Source organism: Yersinia hibernica (genome assembly GCF_004124235.1).
Taxonomy (GTDB): domain Bacteria; phylum Pseudomonadota; class Gammaproteobacteria; order Enterobacterales; family Enterobacteriaceae; genus Yersinia; species Yersinia hibernica.
The window spans coordinates 4,402,900-4,416,249 of the sequence record NZ_CP032487.1 but is presented as its reverse complement, the minus strand read 5'-3'; the positions used below and the strand labels follow the sequence as shown (position 1 = coordinate 4,416,249).

Genomic DNA, 13,350 nt, shown 5'->3' with positions numbered 1-13,350 from the left:
GCAGGGGGGAAGCTGCAACTTCAATTACTGTGAGTATAAAATGAATGAATGTTACAAATCTGCGAACTGCGGCAAGTAAAGTTTATTTACCTGTAGCACATCTTCCAGTAGTGGCTGGGCAATGCTGGCGTTCCCAATCAGTGGGTTAGTCACTAATGCCAACAAAGCACTGCGTCGGTCACCATGCACGGCGGCTTCAATCGTGAGGCGCTCGTAGGCTTTGACCTGCTGGGTGAGCCCATGCATTGAAACCGGTAAAGGGCCAAAAGTGAGTGGATGAGCGCCTTGCGCATCAACAATACAGTTGGTTTCTACCACTGAGCCATCAGATAAACCGCGAATCGCCCCCCGGTTGGTGGTATTCACAACTAGTTGCGTACCTAAATTATTATGAATTGCACGAATAAGTTCCAGTGCTACTTCAGAATAAAATGATCCACCCCGGAAACTGAGTTGCTCCGGTTTGCTATCCAGATGGGGGTCAGCGTACAGGTCAAATAGCTCTTTTTCTACCTGCATGACCTGCTCTGCGCGGGTACCACGTTCAGCAGCAGCGGCCATTTCTTCCGCCAGCATATCTTGCGTCTGGTAAAAATAGCGATGATATGGGCAAGGAATTGCGCCCATTGCGCGCAGAAATTCCGGCGGCCATGGTGCTTCCTTAATATTGTTCATGGTCAGGGAAGCACCGTCGCACAACATATTTAGTACCTCGGCGGTGACATTTTTACCCTGCTGTAGAACCTCATGCACCCACACCATATGATTTAGCCCAGCAAAGCGCAGCTGGATATCTTCAGATGGCGCATCCAGTAATTTTGCAATCATATGGTGCATACTGATTGGCACATTACACAGGCCAATAATTTTTGCTTTGCTATAGCGGGTGACGGCCTCGGTGACGATACCTGCCGGGTTGGTAAAGTTAATTATCCAAGCATCCGCCGCCAGCTTCTCAACTTTAGCCGCAATATCCAGCATCACTGGAATGGTTCGCAGCGCTTTAGCAAAACCACCAACGCCGGTGGTTTCCTGCCCGAGCAAGTTATATTTCAGACCCAAGCGCTCATCCGCCGCCCGTGCCGGCAGCTGGCCGACACGGAATTGTGTCAGCACAAAACTGGCTCCCTCGATGGCGGTGTCCAGTGAGAAATGAACACTAACTTTCACCTGTTCCAACCCATGGCGGTCTAGCATTCTGCGGGTTAGCGCGGCAATAATCTCCACTTTTTGACGGCCTAACTCGACATCAGCCAGTGCCAGTTCAGTGACAGGTAACTGCTCAATACGCTGAATTAATCCGTCAACTAGCTCAGGGGTATAGCTACTGCCGCCACCAATAATGGCAATTTTAAAGGTTTTCATCTTTGGCCTCCGAATGAGTAAATTAGAAATGAGAGCGCTCTCATTTGAGGGGGAAGACTAACGATTAACCAAAAACAAAATGGGATGCTGCTCACAAGAATGGTAGTTTGAGAGTAAGCAAATGGGCAGGACGTGATCCCGGTTGCAGAATTTCACTGTTGCCTGAGATTTGGTAGATGGTTTAGTTTGGCTAATTAATCTCTATTGTGCTGTTTCACTGCTGCCGTCGCGAGTTTTCAGCGAAATGCGCATTTTGTTACGTAAATAACCGTAAATGGGTGGCATTGCGCGGGTCAGCTCTCTAGAATCAAAGCGCTTTTGCGTTGTTCGCATCCTACAGAAAGGAACCGTTAATGTTCAAACGTACTTTAGTGACCTTCATCGCACTTTGCTCCCTGAGCGCCGTCGCGCCCGCGGCTTTAGCTGCCGGTGAACCTCATGTGTTGTTAACAACGTCGGTTGGGAATATTGAGTTGGAACTCAATAGCCAGAAGGCACCGGTTTCAACACAGAATTTCGTTGATTATGTCAACAACGGCTATTACAACAATACTATCTTCCACCGCGTCATCCCTGGTTTTATGATTCAGGGCGGCGGTTTTACTGCTGATTTCAAACAAAAAACGGCGAAAACACCTATCAAGAATGAAGCGGATAACGGCTTGCGTAACCTGCGCGGCACCATTTCTATGGCCCGCACCGCAGATAAAGACAGTGCCACCAGCCAATTCTTCCTCAATGTGGCAGACAATGCTTTCCTCGATCACGGCCAGCGTGACTTTGGCTATGCGGTGTTCGGTAAAGTGGTTAAGGGGATGGATGTAGTAGAAAAAATCTCCCAGGTTCAGACAGAAAACGTTGGCCCATATCAGAATGTGCCAGTTAAACCGATTACTATTCTGTCCGCAAAAGTATTACCTTAAATTACCTTTCGTCCTTGACGTTGCAGGGGTGTTAGCTACGCTCACTGACCCGAGTTACTGACTTCAGTCAGCTGATCGGGATAAGTTCACCGCGGCCTACCTGCAACGCCAATGGCATTGGATAAATATTCAGCCCCGCCAAAAAATTAGCTCGTCTGCTCCAATAGGTTGCTTATAATCAATTATCTGACTCTGCTTGGGGTAACTATCCATGAGTGAAGCATTGCTTATCGCAAAGGCGCAGCCGGCACAGGATTTAGTCATTTTATCGGCGCTGGCAAACCGCCATGGTTTAATTACCGGCGCGACCGGAACGGGCAAAACGGTCACACTACAAAAAATGGCCGAGCAATTTTCTCGCATTGGTGTCCCGGTATTTCTGGCTGATGTCAAAGGCGATTTATCCGGGATTGGTGCTCTGGGGGTTGAATCCGAAAAGCTGCAAACCAGGTTGGCGGCGATCGGGGTCACTGACTGGCAGCCCCAAGCATGCCCCATTGTCCCTTGGGATATTTTTGCTGAAAAAGGCCACCCCATCCGAGCCACTATTTCTGATCTTGGCCCACTGCTGCTGGGGCGCTTACTTGATCTCAATGAAGTACAAAGTGGTGTGCTGCAATTGGTCTTTAAAATTGCGGACGACAACAATTTGCTGTTGCTGGACATGAAAGATTTGCGCGCCATTGTGCAATATGTCGGCGACAATGCTAAGCAGTTCCGCACGCAATACGGCAATATCACGCCCGCCTCGGTAGGGGCCATCCAGCGCGGTTTACTGACCTTGGAAGAGCAGGGAGCGAATCAATTCTTTGGTGAACCAATGCTGGATATTCACGATTTGATGCGGATTGACAGCAATGGGCAAGGTATTATCAACCTGCTGGCTGCGGATCGGCTGATTAATCAGCCCAAACTCTATGCCATTTTCCTGCTGTGGTTGTTGGCCGAACTTTTCGAGCAATTGCCGGAAGTCGGCGATGTTGATAAACCGAAATTGGTCTTCTTCTTTGATGAAGCCCATTTACTGTTTACTGATGCGCCGAGCGCGCTGGTGGATAAAGTTGAGCAAGTGGTGCGGCTGATTCGCTCAAAAGGGGTTGGCATCTATTTTGTGACACAAAACCCGTTAGATATTCCGGATAAGATCCTCGGCCAACTGGGCAATCGGGTGCAGCATGCTTTACGCGCTTTTACCCCACGGGATCAAAAAGCGGTTAAATCGGCCGCGCAAACCCTGCGCGCGAACCCGGCATTCAGTGCTGAGCAAGTGATTACTGAGCTGGGAGTGGGTGAGGCACTCATTTCTTTCCTTGATGAGAAAGGGCGGCCCAATATTGTGGAGCGCGCCATGGTGATTGCTCCGCAATCCAAAATGGGGGCGTTGGATGCTGCGGCACGTAATCACGCCATCAATCATTCGCCGCTGTATGGCCGCTACGAAGAGATGGTCGACCGAGAATCGGCCTATGAGACATTATCTGCTGGCGGCTCCTCGACCTTGGGGGACGAGGCGGCAGGCGGGGCGGCAACACCAGAGCCGCCAAATAGCCATGGCGGTGGACTGATGGATGGGCTGAATGATTTGCTCTTTGGTTCTACCGGCCCGCGTGGGGGTAAACGCGATGGTATTGTGCAGACTGCGGCCAAAAGTATGGCGCGTGACCTGGGTCGACAAATTTTGCGCGGGGTTCTGGGCTCGATTACCGGTGGGCGTAAGCGCTAACCTGATTTTTTTGGATATGAAATGCTGTTATTGATCGATAATTACGATTCATTCACCTACAACCTCTATCAGTATTTTTGTGAACTGGGGGCGGAGGTGGTGGTTAAACGTAATGATGAAGTACAACTGGCTGATATTGAAAGGTTATCGCCCTCCCATTTGGTCATTTCCCCCGGCCCCTGTACCCCGAATGAGGCCGGTATCTCTGTGGCTGCCATTCGCCATTTCGCCGGTAAGTTACCCATATTGGGCGTCTGTCTTGGTCATCAGGCGCTAGGGCAGGCCTTTGGCGCGCGAATTGTGCGGGCGCGGCAAGTCATGCACGGTAAAACAACCGCTATTCGCCATACGGGTGAGGGGGTTTTTCGTGGACTTAATCAGCCGCTGACGGTGACGCGTTATCACTCTTTAGTGATTGCCACCGATTCACTGCCTGAATGCTTTGAGCTGACGGCATGGACGGAGCAGGACGGTGTGATGGATGAGATTATGGGGATTCGCCATCGCAGCTTGCCGCTGGAGGGGGTGCAGTTCCATCCGGAGAGCATCCTTAGCGAGCAAGGCCATCAATTATTAGATAATTTCCTTAAAAATTAACCTGTTGAATTAGACTCACTCAATAAATGATTTTTTTGTTTGCCTGTGTGTGATTTTTTATGCATATTTTGTGATTATATTTTCACTCGTCAGTAATTGGTAGCTCAATGGTTTATCAAGGTGGACAGGGTAATGACAGATAAATTAGCAGTGAATCGCAGTACATTCGATCAGGTTATTTTGCCTGTTTATGCACCCGCGCAGTTTATCCCAGTAAAAGGGAAAGGTAGCCGGGTGTGGGATCAGCAAGGCACGGAATACATTGATTTTGCAGGCGGAATTGCAGTCACTGCTCTGGGGCATTGCCATCCGGCGCTGGTGGCAGCATTGCATCAGCAAGGTGAAATGCTATGGCATACCAGCAATGTATTCACCAATGAGCCGGCGCTGCGGTTAGCGCAAAAACTGATTGCCGCCACCTTTGCTGACCGTGTGTTTTTCGCCAATTCCGGCGGTGAGGCCAATGAGGCCGCATTTAAGTTAGCTCGCCATTATGCTATTGAGCGCCATAGCCCCTATAAAACTAAAATCATTGCTTTCCACAATGCATTCCATGGTCGCACCTTGTTTACTGTATCGGTCGGGGGCCAGCCAAAGTATTCCGATGGTTTTGGCCCGAAACCGGCGGATATTATCCATGTGCCATTTAATGATTTGGCGGCGGTAGCAGCCGTTATGGATGACCACACTTGCGCGGTGGTGCTGGAGCCTATCCAAGGAGAGGGCGGCATTACCTCAGCGACGCCAGAGTTTCTGCAAGGCGTACGTGCGCTGTGCTCCCAACATAAAGCGCTGTTGGTGTTTGATGAAGTTCAAAGCGGCATGGGGCGCAGCGGCAAGCTGTTTACCTATATGCATTATGGTGTTACGCCAGATATCCTCACCACGGCTAAAGCATTGGGCGGCGGGTTCCCTGTCAGTGCGATGCTGACAACAGAAGAAATTGCCTCAGTGATGGCCGTTGGAACACACGGTACCACCTATGGTGGCAATCCGCTGGCCTGTGCGGTAGCTGAAGCCGCGTTGGATGTGATTAACACCCCTGAGGTACTTAATGGTATTGAACAGCGCCACGGCTGGTTTGTGCAGGCTCTGCAAGAAATTAACCGCAAGTATCATGTGTTCAGCGATATTCGCGGCATGGGGTTGCTGATTGGGGCAGAATTAACCCCGCAATATCAGGGGCGTGCGCGGGAGTTCCTGACCGCAGCGGCCGCGCAGGGGGTGATGATCCTCAATGCCGGGCCTGATGTACTGCGCCTGGCCCCATCACTGGTGATTGAGCCAGAAGATATCCAGCTCGGTATGGCGCGTTTAGAACAAGCCGTCGCCAAGGTGGTCAACGGCTAAGCGGCATCACGGAGAGGGCCACCTCGCCATTCTACGCTTTTAACTTGTGGCTGCGCCAAATACCGTGGTGCGGCTGCTGCTGCCATGCCAGAGATGAAACGGTATGCATTACACTAAGATGCGACAGAATGCGCCGTAAATTGCGCTCCAGCTCAGAGATTTGCGTGTCGGGGTCAATGTCCGGCATTTGCACAAAATCGTTATTCCCCTCACTGTTATCCGACTCCAGTCGCTGCTGGCATTGCTGAATGGCCATCTCACAGAGCTGTAAATAATCTTCCGCCAACTTTACGGTTAGCTGGACGTGGTGCTTATCGGTTTCCCCCGGCGATTCTGTCAATGGGTAGGCCCGGGTCAGGATAGTCATCTCATTGATATGCCCAACAATAAGTTCGCTATGTGTGGCCCAGAGGCGCATGTCAGATAAATATTTTGAGTTGAATCCCGGCTCCTGCATGGCCTGATTCAGTGAGCTAAGAACTGCATTGCTGGCTTTGTTGACCTGAATGCGTTGATAGGACAGCTTCCCGATATCTGGCTGAGGTTTCAGTAGGATGCGCAGGATATTCTGATAACTCTCTAGCGCCTGATGCGCATTTTTCCGCAGTAAACCGCTTTGCCACTGAGGCCACAACCACAGTGCGCTGGCAAAGGCCAATGCGCAGCCGATTAATGTATCCAGCAAACGTGGGATCAAAAAGTCCGCACCCTCTCCAGTCAATAGCTGCAAGATATAGACCGTAGTGATAGTTCTAAAGATAACTGACCAGCCATAGTTTTTGCGTTGCACCAGATAAGCTATCAATGTGATGAATAACATGATGCTCAGTGTGGTGCCTTCCGGCATCTTAAAATGCAGCAAAGTTGCCGCGAGTAGCAGCCCAATCAGGGTGCCAAGGGCGCGGTGATGAATACGTATTTTTGTGGCGTTATAGCCGTTTTGCGTCACCAGCATGATGGTGAGTAAAATCCAATAAGGTTTAGGCAGGTGAATAAGGTTGCCGATATAACTGCCTGTGGCCAAGGTGACACCCATCCGACCTGCATCACGTAATACACTGGATTTAAAAGATAAGTAACTGACAATAGCTGGCCAGAGCGGCTGGGGTACCTGGCTGGACATCAAATCGCGGTCATATTGCGGGCGCTGGTCACTCAGGATTTGGGTAATATGACTGATATGGTAATAGCAGAATTGTGCCACCGGATTATTAGGATATTGCTGGGCAATTTCTTCCAGTTCGACCAGTGCATCACCCGCGCTAACATGGGTTTTCGCCCGGTGGTGGTAGAGAATATCATCGGCGATGGTGCGCATTTGTGTTGAGATAATCTGTATATTGCGCTCAAGAACCTTTTCTATTGGTGTCTGTTCAACCAGTTCTTGCGTTTTTTCTGACTGATTCATCGCCGCAGTGATGTGTTCTTGCAAATCGAGTGCCATTTGAAAGAGTGTCAGTAGCCGTTTTCGTTCTTTTTTTGTGGTATTAGGGAGCAAGTTAAATTGTTGATAAAGTTGATTAATTTTATCCATAATACCTTGCTGTCTATCTAACAGCTGCGGTATCGTCTTTTCTGCTTCTTGCTGCTGGCCAAATAAACGATATGCCGCGTCGCAATAATCAGCCAACAGATGATAAAGCTGGCTCAATGGCTCACGGATGGGCTGGTCCCTGCATAAGCGAAACCACAGCCAGGTAAATACGCCGTACCAGAGAGTCCCCACGGCACACATCAAGGGGGCTTGCCAGATAGGTGCGCGGCCCACCATGCTGAGGCTGAAAATAGCGGCGATAAGGGCGGCGGGAAGCAGTCGACCATTGAGCTGACTGATAGCTCCACTCACACCCAATATTAATGCCAAGCCAAGCATCACTGCGGGTAATGGAACTTCCCACAGCAGCAGTTGCTGAGTGAGGTAGCTACTGAATGTAAAGAGAGCCCCGCCGACAATCAGTCGTCGGAAGAAATGTTGATGGGGGGTATCTAGCGCCGCAATGTTACAACACGCTGGTATCAGGGAGAACATCAACCCCAGCCGTAACTCGCCCATGGCGAATCCCAACGCCGCAGGTATGCAGAGGACTAATGTTTGGCGAAGTGCATAGTTAACTTCAGGATGATAAATAAGCCGTTGCCAATTCATATAGGCCCCAGAAGTTTATTGATCACACAAATAAAAAACCGGTGCCGAGGTAACGACACCGGTTTATGGGGGAATTAACGCGTGCCGTAAACGACAATCGTTTTACCGTGCGCGGAGATCAGATTTTGATCTTCCAGCATTTTTAGTATCCGCCCCACAGTTTCGCGGGAGCAGCCAACTATTTGACCAATTTCCTGGCGGGTAATCTTTATCTGCATCCCATCTGGGTGGGTCATGGCATCAGGTTGTTTTGCCAGGTTAAGCAGCGTTTGTGCAATGCGCCCAGTGACATCCAAGAAGGCGAGGTTACCCACTTTCTCCGATGTAATCTGCAAGCGGTTCGCCATCTGTGAAGACAGGCGCATCAAGATGTCTGGGTTAACCTGAATCAACTGACGGAATTTTTTGTAAGAAATTTCAGCCACTTCACAGGCGGTTTTTGCTCTAACCCAGGCACTACGTTCTTGGCCTTCTTCAAATAATCCAAGCTCGCCGATGAAATCCCCCTGATTGAGATAGGAGAGAATCATCTCTTTACCTTCTTCATCTTTGATAAGCACCGCAACGGAGCCTTTCACGATGTAGTAAAGCGTTTCGGCCTTTTCACCTTGGTGAATTAGCGTACTCTTCGATGGATATTTGTGGATATGGCAATGAGACAGGAACCATTCGAGAGTCGGGTCTGTTTGTGGCTTGCCGAGAACCATTCGCTGTTATCCTCTGTTGTTATCGCAGCCAGACTTAACAGGGTTCAGAGTTCCCTGCGCGGCGTGCTTATAAAATACACTTTCTCTTAGCATATTAATTTGCTCAACTGCCGAAAGGTATAGCCAAGATACGTACCGGATAGAAACCCTTCACTGAGTATTGAGAAGCTACCCTATTTAATTCTAGAAACAACACTTTCGATTCTGTTTGTAGCACAGGATGAGGCCAGTGTCTTGTGTTGTATCGCTTCAGCATGATGAACATCGGGTTACATTGCCAGTTTGTAAATGAAAGGGTAGTCTGAATCAGAAAATTTAACCGGGAGCAAGAGTTATGCAGGCACGTGTAAAGTGGGTTGAGGGGCTGACATTTTTGGGGGAATCCGCTTCAGGGCATCAAGTTTTGATGGACGGAAATGCGGGAGACAAAGCACCGAGCCCGATGGAAATGCTGTTAATGTCGGCGGGCGGCTGTAGCGCAATTGACGTTGTCTCTATTTTGCAAAAAGGCCGTAATGATGTGCGCGATTGCGAAGTGACGTTAACCTCGCAGCGCCGGGAAGAGGCACCGCGCCTGTTTACACAAATTAACCTGCATTTTATTGTGAGCGGCAAGGGCTTAACCGATAAAATTGTTGAGCGCGCGGTGGAGCTGTCAGCTGAAAAGTATTGCTCGGTGTCTCTGATGCTGGGCAAAGCGGCGACCATTACCCACAGTTTTGAGATCCGCGAAATCGCCTAAATAAACTCGACGGACTTGAAGCAGCGGAGATGTTGGCCGCTACTTCAAGTACGCAGGCGATTAAATAATCTTTTTGCCTTCCAGTAATTGCTGCACCAATGGCGCCATAATCAACTCCATTGCCAGCCCCATCTTCCCGCCTGGGACCACCAAAGTATTGATATTGGAAATAAACGATCCCTGTAACATCGCCAGTAAGTAGGGAAAATCGATTTGATTCAGACCTCTAAAGTGAATGACAACAAAACTTTCATCCAGTGACGGAATGGCTTTGGCGGCAAATGGGTTGGAGGTATCGACGGTCGGTACTCGCTGGAAGTTAATGTGAGTCCGCGAAAATTGTGGCGTGATGTAGTTAATATAGTCATCCATGGAGCGCACCACGGAATCCATCACCGCCTCACGAGAATGGCCGCGCTCGCCAGTATCCCGGACTAATTTTTGAATCCACTCCAGGTTAACGATGGGGACTACGCCGACCAGTAAATCTACATGTTTTGCGACATCATGATGCTCGGTGACAACCCCGCCGTGCAGCCCTTCATAGAACAGCACATCAGTCGGCTCTGGTAGCGACTCCCACGGAGTGAATGTGCCGGGAATCTGGTTGTAGGGCACGGCTTCATCATAGGTATGCAAATACTTACGTGAGCGCCCGGTACCCAATGCGCCATATTGCGAAACACTCTCTTCTAACTGCCCAAAGTCATTGGCTTCTGGGCCAAAATAGCTGATATGTCGGCCTTGATCCCGTGCTTTACGAATCGCTGAATCCATTTCCGGGCGGGTGTAGCGGTGGAAACTGTCACCCTCAATTTGAGCCGCGCGAATATTCAATTGCTGAAAAATTTTGCGAAACGCCAGACTGGTGGTCGTGGTTCCTGCGCCACTGGAGCCGGTGACGGCGATAACCGGATGTTTAATTGACATATTAGCTGTAACTCCATGGGGTTAGTTAACTCAGCGGACAGGTTTAAACGGGCTATTTTTTATCATTAAGGGTTATTTTTAGGGCAAAGTGTCCAGCTTGTCACTCTGATTTTTCGCCAAGAGTGCGGCGGCAACGCGAGGATTATGGCAACTCTTCTGCCCCGGCACGAAATGCGCCTCGTGGCATAATATTGATGGTTTCGTGTAATTCAGACCACACTAATACCGCCTCGCCACTCACTAATTGACGGCGCACATCTTCGACTTTCTGTGCCAATGAGCGCTCTTGCTCGCCGTAATCAGTGCCTTCACGTAACACAAAGGCCTCCAGCATATTATCCAGCGTTTCACTGTCGACTTGCTGCCAGGGGATAATCATGATTGTTGCTCCAAATAAGGGGAAAGCCAGGCTGGAATACGTTGTTCCAACCACATTTGTGGGTGTTTTAATGAGCCGCTAACAAAACCGACATGGCCGCCATGCTCAGTTAACTGATAATCAATGTTACTGGGTAATTCGCTGAGATTGGGGATAACTTCTGTCGTCATGAAGGGGTCATCTTGGGCATGAATAATAAGCAATGGCGTGGTAATTTGCGGGAGCAGTGGCAAAGCACTGCACCGCCGATAGTAATCCAGTGCATCATTGAAGCCATGTATTCTCGCCGTTATGACATCATCAAATTCTTTGATTCGCCGCAGCCCTTTCAATTGCACCAGATCCAAAGGCAGACTGCCGGGGTAATGCAGCAGCTTGCGCGTGGCATTTAACTTGAGCTGATTCAGCAAATAGCGCTGATAAACACGTGAGAAACCTTGCTCCATGCGGTTGGCGCAAGGTTCGAGCATCAGTGGGGCCGAAACCACCACGGCGGCCTCTAATAAACTCTCTTGCCCTTGCTGTGCCAGATAGCACGCTAACATATTGCCGCCTAAAGAGACGCCGACCGCAGCCGTTGGTACTTGGCCATAGTTTTCTCGCAACCAGCGCAGGAAGAAACGGGCATCTTCTGTTTCACCGGAGTGATAAATGCGAGACTTACGATTAGCTTCTCCACTGCATCCGCGAAAATGCATCACCACACCCAGCCCCCCTTCGGCTTGCCAGGCGTGCAGTAAACCATGGGCATAAGGACTGTAAAAATTCCCTTCCAACCCGTGAAATAGTACCAATCTGGGCTTATCGCGCGCCAGCTCAGGATTTTCACTCCAGGCCAAATCGACAAAGTCCCCATCGGGCAATTCCAGCCGTTGCCAAAAAGGTCTAAGCTGCACCCGCCGTCGCACCAGCCGCGGCAGCAGTGTTTGCAGGTGTGGGTTGCTGGCCCCGGCCAGCGGACGAAATATTTCATACATATGATGAATGGAAATCATGTCGTTGCTCTTGTGTGATCAATAGCACACTGTTAGCTTCATGGGTATATCGCGCATCATTTTGGGTGAGAGGCACCCGTCTCATGGAACTGAGTTTATTTCTTTCAATGGTTGGTTTTCTTTGGGTTGCTGCCATCACCCCCGGCCCCAATAATATGTTACTGACTTCTGCTGGTGCCAACTTTGGCTTTATGCGCTCTATCTGGCTGATGTTAGGCATTATGTTGGGTATGCAGAGCATGCTGCTGCTGGTGGCATTCGGGGTCGGTGGCCTGATTTTGATCTATCCCTCGCTGCACTTCATTCTAAAAATCCTGGGCAGTCTTTATCTACTGTGGCTGGCATGGAAAATTGCCACTTCGGCCTATGAAAAATTAGACATCAATGTCGCACCGCCAAAACCATTGCGATTATATCAGGGCTGGCTATTACAGTTCCTTAATCCCAAAGCCTGGCTGATGGGATTAGGCTCCGTCGCCAGCTTCAGCATGACGGGGGCGGCTTATAATAATTCCATCTTAATGATAAGCCTTGGCATGTTTATGGTGAATCTGGTCGCCGGTATTATTTGGCTGGGTTTTGGGACTTTGATTGGCCGCTTGCTGCGCAGTCGCCGCGCTTGGTTTACTTTTAATATTTCGATGGGCTTGCTGACGGCGGCCTGTGTGTTGTTGATTTGGCATTAGCCAATCACCGGAGCAAATTGATGGCTTATAACTATTTTCATGTTGATGCATTTATCGGCCCAGGATTATCCGGCAATCCGGCCGGGGTCTGTTTGCTGAAAAAACCGCTGTCGGCCGAACAGATGCAATGCATTGCCGCTGAGATTAATTTGCCGGAAACCAGTTTTGTCTGGGATGAGGGGGATAAGTCGGCGATTCGGTGGTTTACCCCAGAATATGAAGTGGATTTATGCGGCCACGGCACTTTGGCGGCGGCGCATGTGATGTTCAACGTGGTGAACCCCGGTTTGCATGATATCTGCTTTCGCAGCGCCAGCGGTGATTTACATGTCAAGCGCGATGCGGATAACTTTGGCCGACTGTCACTGGATTTCCCCGCATTGCCCCCAGCGCAAATCGCGCTTTCGGCTGCACTGAAAACCTTACTCGGTGTGGATATTCAACAGCTTTGGCAGGCAAAATCGCTGCTGGTGGTGCTAGAAAATGAGCAGCAGGTGCGCCAGTTGCAGCCGGATTTAGCGGCATTGATTGCCTATACTGGCCGGGGGGTGATTGTGACGGCACCGGGTGATGAGGTTGATTTTGTTTCGCGCTATTTCACCTTGAGCAGTGATGAAGACCCGGTTACCGGGTCGGCTCATTGCACATTAATGCCATATTGGGTGGCGCGACTGGGCCGCACAGCACTCCATGCCCGCCAAATCTCTGCTCGCGGTGGCGAGTTATTCTGCATGTTAGCGGGGGATCGCACTGTTATTTCCGGTCAGTCGCGCATTTTCCTCAAAGGCGAAATGTCCCTTTAGTTAA

13 protein-coding genes are annotated in these 13,350 nt (G+C 49.9%); 7 read left to right on the top strand and 6 right to left on the bottom strand.

Going from position 1 to position 13,350, the window contains the following annotated elements; translation table 11 throughout:
- Positions 1 to 51: 51 nt before the first annotated feature.
- On the bottom strand, positions 52 to 1,365 hold the full coding sequence (locus tag D5F51_RS20810) for a 6-phospho-beta-glucosidase (RefSeq protein WP_129198815.1): 1,314 nt from the start codon (positions 1,363 to 1,365) through the stop codon (positions 52 to 54).
- Between the two features lie 353 nt (positions 1,366 to 1,718).
- Here D5F51_RS20810 and ppiA point away from each other — a divergent pair, with 353 nt between their 5' ends.
- The 4 genes from ppiA to argD all read left to right on the top strand — a co-directional run bounded on the left by ppiA (position 1,719) and on the right by argD (position 5,958).
- Positions 1,719 to 2,288, top strand: coding sequence for a peptidylprolyl isomerase A (gene ppiA, locus D5F51_RS20805; RefSeq protein WP_025376626.1), 570 nt, complete (start codon positions 1,719 to 1,721; stop codon positions 2,286 to 2,288).
- A 211-nt stretch (positions 2,289 to 2,499) separates the two neighbouring features.
- Positions 2,500 to 4,011 (top strand): helicase HerA-like domain-containing protein, encoded by a 1,512-nt coding sequence (locus D5F51_RS20800; protein ID WP_129198813.1) that lies wholly within the window; start codon positions 2,500 to 2,502, stop codon positions 4,009 to 4,011.
- 21 nt (positions 4,012 to 4,032) lie between these two features.
- Positions 4,033 to 4,608 (top strand): aminodeoxychorismate synthase component II, encoded by a 576-nt coding sequence (locus tag D5F51_RS20795; RefSeq protein ID WP_025376628.1) that lies wholly within the window; start codon positions 4,033 to 4,035, stop codon positions 4,606 to 4,608.
- Between the two features lie 132 nt (positions 4,609 to 4,740).
- Positions 4,741 to 5,958, top strand: coding sequence for a bifunctional acetylornithine/succinyldiaminopimelate transaminase (gene argD, locus D5F51_RS20790; RefSeq protein WP_129198811.1), 1,218 nt, complete (start codon positions 4,741 to 4,743; stop codon positions 5,956 to 5,958).
- A gap of 31 nt (positions 5,959 to 5,989) precedes the next feature.
- On the opposite strand, the gene D5F51_RS20785 is transcribed toward argD, so the two are convergent.
- Entirely contained in the window at positions 5,990 to 8,104 is a 2,115-nt protein-coding gene (locus tag D5F51_RS20785; protein ID WP_129198809.1) for a YccS/YhfK family putative transporter, read from the bottom strand.
- Between the two features lie 74 nt (positions 8,105 to 8,178).
- A complete protein-coding gene (gene crp, locus D5F51_RS20780) occupies positions 8,179 to 8,811 on the bottom strand; it encodes a cAMP-activated global transcriptional regulator CRP (RefSeq protein WP_002212297.1) in 633 nt (210 codons plus the stop codon).
- Between the two features lie 334 nt (positions 8,812 to 9,145).
- On the opposite strand from crp, the gene D5F51_RS20775 reads away from it, so the two are divergent.
- Complete coding sequence (locus D5F51_RS20775; RefSeq protein WP_004875129.1) at positions 9,146 to 9,553, top strand: OsmC family protein; 408 nt, start codon at positions 9,146 to 9,148, stop codon at positions 9,551 to 9,553.
- A 60-nt stretch (positions 9,554 to 9,613) separates the two neighbouring features.
- Here the strand turns inward: D5F51_RS20775 and D5F51_RS20770 are convergent, their stop codons facing one another.
- From D5F51_RS20770 to D5F51_RS20760, 3 genes are all read right to left on the bottom strand, one after another.
- Positions 9,614 to 10,483, bottom strand: a complete 870-nt coding sequence (locus tag D5F51_RS20770) for a phosphoribulokinase (RefSeq protein ID WP_025376631.1) — start codon at positions 10,481 to 10,483, stop codon at positions 9,614 to 9,616.
- Between the two features lie 142 nt (positions 10,484 to 10,625).
- Complete coding sequence (locus D5F51_RS20765) at positions 10,626 to 10,862, bottom strand: YheU family protein (protein WP_025376632.1); 237 nt, start codon at positions 10,860 to 10,862, stop codon at positions 10,626 to 10,628.
- Entirely contained in the window at positions 10,859 to 11,839 is a 981-nt protein-coding gene (locus D5F51_RS20760) for a hydrolase (RefSeq protein WP_025376633.1), read from the bottom strand. Before D5F51_RS20760 ends, D5F51_RS20765 begins: the two co-directional genes overlap by 4 nt.
- A gap of 101 nt (positions 11,840 to 11,940) precedes the next feature.
- Between D5F51_RS20760 and D5F51_RS20755 the strand changes: the two genes are divergently transcribed.
- Together D5F51_RS20755 and D5F51_RS20750 are read left to right on the top strand one after the other, a co-directional pair.
- Complete coding sequence (locus D5F51_RS20755; protein WP_129198807.1) at positions 11,941 to 12,543, top strand: LysE family translocator; 603 nt, start codon at positions 11,941 to 11,943, stop codon at positions 12,541 to 12,543.
- Between the two features lie 20 nt (positions 12,544 to 12,563).
- Positions 12,564 to 13,346 (top strand): PhzF family phenazine biosynthesis protein, encoded by a 783-nt coding sequence (locus D5F51_RS20750; protein ID WP_129198805.1) that lies wholly within the window; start codon positions 12,564 to 12,566, stop codon positions 13,344 to 13,346.
- The last annotated feature ends 4 nt before the right edge of the window (positions 13,347 to 13,350 follow it).

Excerpts from the sequence above, each read along its gene's own strand:
- D5F51_RS20760 (WP_025376633.1), bottom strand. The coding sequence starts at position 11,839 with ATGTATGAAATATTTCGTCCGCTGGCCGGGGCCAGCAACCCACACCTG.
- D5F51_RS20765 (WP_025376632.1), bottom strand. The coding sequence starts at position 10,862 with ATGATTATCCCCTGGCAGCAAGTCGACAGTGAAACGCTGGATAATATG.
- argD (WP_129198811.1), top strand. The coding sequence starts at position 4,741 with ATGACAGATAAATTAGCAGTGAATCGCAGTACATTCGATCAGGTTATT.
- D5F51_RS20750 (WP_129198805.1), top strand. The coding sequence starts at position 12,564 with ATGGCTTATAACTATTTTCATGTTGATGCATTTATCGGCCCAGGATTA.
- D5F51_RS20770 (WP_025376631.1), bottom strand. The coding sequence starts at position 10,483 with ATGTCAATTAAACATCCGGTTATCGCCGTCACCGGCTCCAGTGGCGCA.
- D5F51_RS20795 (WP_025376628.1), top strand. The coding sequence starts at position 4,033 with ATGCTGTTATTGATCGATAATTACGATTCATTCACCTACAACCTCTAT.
- ppiA (WP_025376626.1), top strand. The coding sequence starts at position 1,719 with ATGTTCAAACGTACTTTAGTGACCTTCATCGCACTTTGCTCCCTGAGC.
- D5F51_RS20755 (WP_129198807.1), top strand. The coding sequence starts at position 11,941 with ATGGAACTGAGTTTATTTCTTTCAATGGTTGGTTTTCTTTGGGTTGCT.
- D5F51_RS20810 (WP_129198815.1), bottom strand. The coding sequence starts at position 1,365 with ATGAAAACCTTTAAAATTGCCATTATTGGTGGCGGCAGTAGCTATACC.
- D5F51_RS20775 (WP_004875129.1), top strand. The coding sequence starts at position 9,146 with ATGCAGGCACGTGTAAAGTGGGTTGAGGGGCTGACATTTTTGGGGGAA.
- crp (WP_002212297.1), bottom strand. The coding sequence starts at position 8,811 with ATGGTTCTCGGCAAGCCACAAACAGACCCGACTCTCGAATGGTTCCTG.
- D5F51_RS20800 (WP_129198813.1), top strand. The coding sequence starts at position 2,500 with ATGAGTGAAGCATTGCTTATCGCAAAGGCGCAGCCGGCACAGGATTTA.
- D5F51_RS20785 (WP_129198809.1), bottom strand. The coding sequence starts at position 8,104 with ATGAATTGGCAACGGCTTATTTATCATCCTGAAGTTAACTATGCACTT.